Raw genomic sequence first — 2,332 nt, 5'->3', positions numbered from 1 at the left:
TCGCGCGCAAGCTGCGCCACATGGTAAAGGGCAATCGCCGAAGGGTCGGCCACCGGCTCGTCCTGATGCCAGGCGGCTTTCGTCAGGGTGCCGAAGTAATCTTCCTTCGTGATGATTTTGTCGTAATGCTCGGTACCCAGCGCCTGCGCGGTCTGACGCGCGATGACGGTCTCGTTGTTGGCTCCCTCGAAGCCGACGGAGAACGTGCGGATCGATTCGATTTGACGCATATGCGCCGCAATCGCCGTCGAGTCGATGCCGCTGGATAAGAAGCAGCCCCGCTCCACGTCGCTCTGCATATGGTGAACGACCGAATCTTTGAGCGCCTCGCGGATCCGCTCGACGCATTCGTCAAACGGCCGCTCCTCCGGCTGCAGCATCGGGTCCCAGTACCGCTTGACCGACAGTCCGCCGTCATACGATACGGTAACGGTATGTCCCGGCGGCAGCTTATGTATGCCCTGGAACATCGTCGTCGGCTCCGGTACGTACTGGAACGTTAAATAGTTCAGCAGACTTTCCGTATGAATCGTCCGGGCGACTCCGGCGGCCAGAATGCTTTTAATTTCCGAGCCGAACAGGAATTGGCTGCTGTCGTGGTAATAATAGAACGGCTTGATGCCGAAATGGTCCCGCGCACCAAACAACTGCTTTTTCCGGCGGTCCCAAATTACAAACCCGAACATCCCGCGAAGCTGCTTCACGCATTCCTCCCCGTACTCCTCGTACAGATGGACGATGACTTCGGTGTCCGAATGGGTTTTGAATTGATGTCCTTTCGCCTGAAGCGTATTGCGCAAATATTTATAGTTATAAATCTCGCCGTTGAACGCAATCCATACCGTTTCGTCTTCGTTGGCGAGCGGCTGATGGCCTTCCTGCAAATCGATGATGGACAATCGGCGGAAGCCGAGTCCGATGCGGTTCTCACTCCAAAATCCAAAATCGTCCGGTCCCCGATGCACGATACAGTCGGTCATGCTCTTCAGTGTGGACGGGGAAGGCTCGCGGTCTTCAAAATACATGACGCCGGTGATCCCGCACATTGTTTTTCCTCCTCAAGCGCTAAAAAATAGTCCGATACAACAGTATACCATATTCGTACGTAATTCAGGAAATGGAGGTTCCCAGAAAAAATCATGTCGCTTTTTCCGAGTAGACAGCCTGCGGAGCGGCGGTTTATGATGTGGGCGGGTATACCTTGTCGGAGGAGTGAAGAACGGATGATCAAAGGATTGACAAGAGCAGGCATCGGCGAAGCAGGGCCGATCAACAAATTTGTAGAGCTGGCTTCCCGCTTCGGGTTCGGCGCGGTCGACGCGCACGGCCAAGAGCTGGAGGAATGGATCGCAGCGGCAGGCTTGGAGCAGGTTAGAGGCTTTTTGCAAGAGAAGCAGGTGCGCATCGGCGCGATCGGACTTGCCGCAGAGTGGCGGCAATCCGAGGATACGTTCCGTGAAGGCTTGCCCCGGCTCGCAGCGGAAGCGGCGGCGGCCAGCAAGCTCGGCGTAACTGCGTGCTGCACGTACGTGCTGCCGTCGACGGACGAGAACGCCGCGCGGTTTATGGCCGTCGCAACCCGGCGGCTGCGCCTTTGCGCGGACATTTTGGAGGCGTACGGCATCCGGCTCGGACTGGAATTCGTCGGCCCGCATCATCTGCGCACGCGTTGGAAGCATCCATTTTTATGGGATGCGGAGAGTATGCTGGAGTGGATCGATACGATCGGCAAAAGCAATGTCGGCTTGCTGTTCGACGCTTATCACTGGTATACGACGGGAGGCACATCGGCCGATATCGCCAAGCTGCGCGCCGACCAGATCGTCCATGTCCATATCAACGACGCCAAGGACGTTCCGGTCGCCGAGGTACTGGACAACGACCGGCTGTATCCGGGCGAGGGCGTCATCGACTTGACGGCGTTCCTGCAAGGGCTGCACCGCATCGGTTATACCGGGATCGTGGCACAGGAGATCTTGACGCCGCAGCCGCCGGTGGACACCGCTGAGGCATTGGCGGCGCGATCGCAACAGGCGTTTAAGCGCGTATACGAAAAAGCCGGGCTCGCGTAAGCCCGGCTTCTTGTATTGTGAAGGTTATGTTCGAAAAATTCCCAGACAAATTTAGATGGGGTGTGTCCCGGAAGAGTTTACGTCCGCCTTTGAAGCCCGTGGAAATACAACTAAAATTTATAATCAATTTCACGGGTTTCAAGAGCGGCTGGAGGGATACCCCCCATCGGCATATGCAAAGTATTTTTTGTTTTTTAACCGACAACAGCGGCCTGCTTCCGTCTGAATTTCCGCCAGACGACGCCGTGAGTGGGCGAGAA

2 protein-coding genes are annotated in these 2,332 nt (G+C 56.4%); one reads left to right on the top strand and one right to left on the bottom strand.

Annotated elements, in window-relative coordinates; translation table 11 throughout:
• The coding region (gene asnB, locus QJ48_RS33770) for an asparagine synthase (glutamine-hydrolyzing) (protein WP_063858224.1) at positions 1-1,046 on the bottom strand (1,046 nt) is incomplete at its 3' end.
• Positions 1,047-1,223: 177 nt separating this feature from the next.
• Here asnB and QJ48_RS33765 point away from each other — a divergent pair.
• Positions 1,224-2,072, top strand: a complete 849-nt coding sequence (locus tag QJ48_RS33765) for a sugar phosphate isomerase/epimerase (RefSeq protein WP_054977667.1) — start codon at positions 1,224-1,226, stop codon at positions 2,070-2,072.
• The last annotated feature ends 260 nt before the right edge of the window (positions 2,073-2,332 follow it).

This window comes from Paenibacillus sp. A3 (assembly GCF_001399685.1).
GTDB lineage: Bacteria > Bacillota > Bacilli > Paenibacillales > NBRC-103111 > Paenibacillus_G.
The sequence above is the reverse complement of the archived record's forward strand: the minus strand, read 5'-3'. Positions and strand labels throughout refer to the sequence as shown.

Coding starts and splice junctions, on each gene's coding strand:
- QJ48_RS33765 (WP_054977667.1), top strand. CDS start 1,224: ATGATCAAAGGATTGACAAGAGCAGGCATCGGCGAAGCAGGGCCGATC.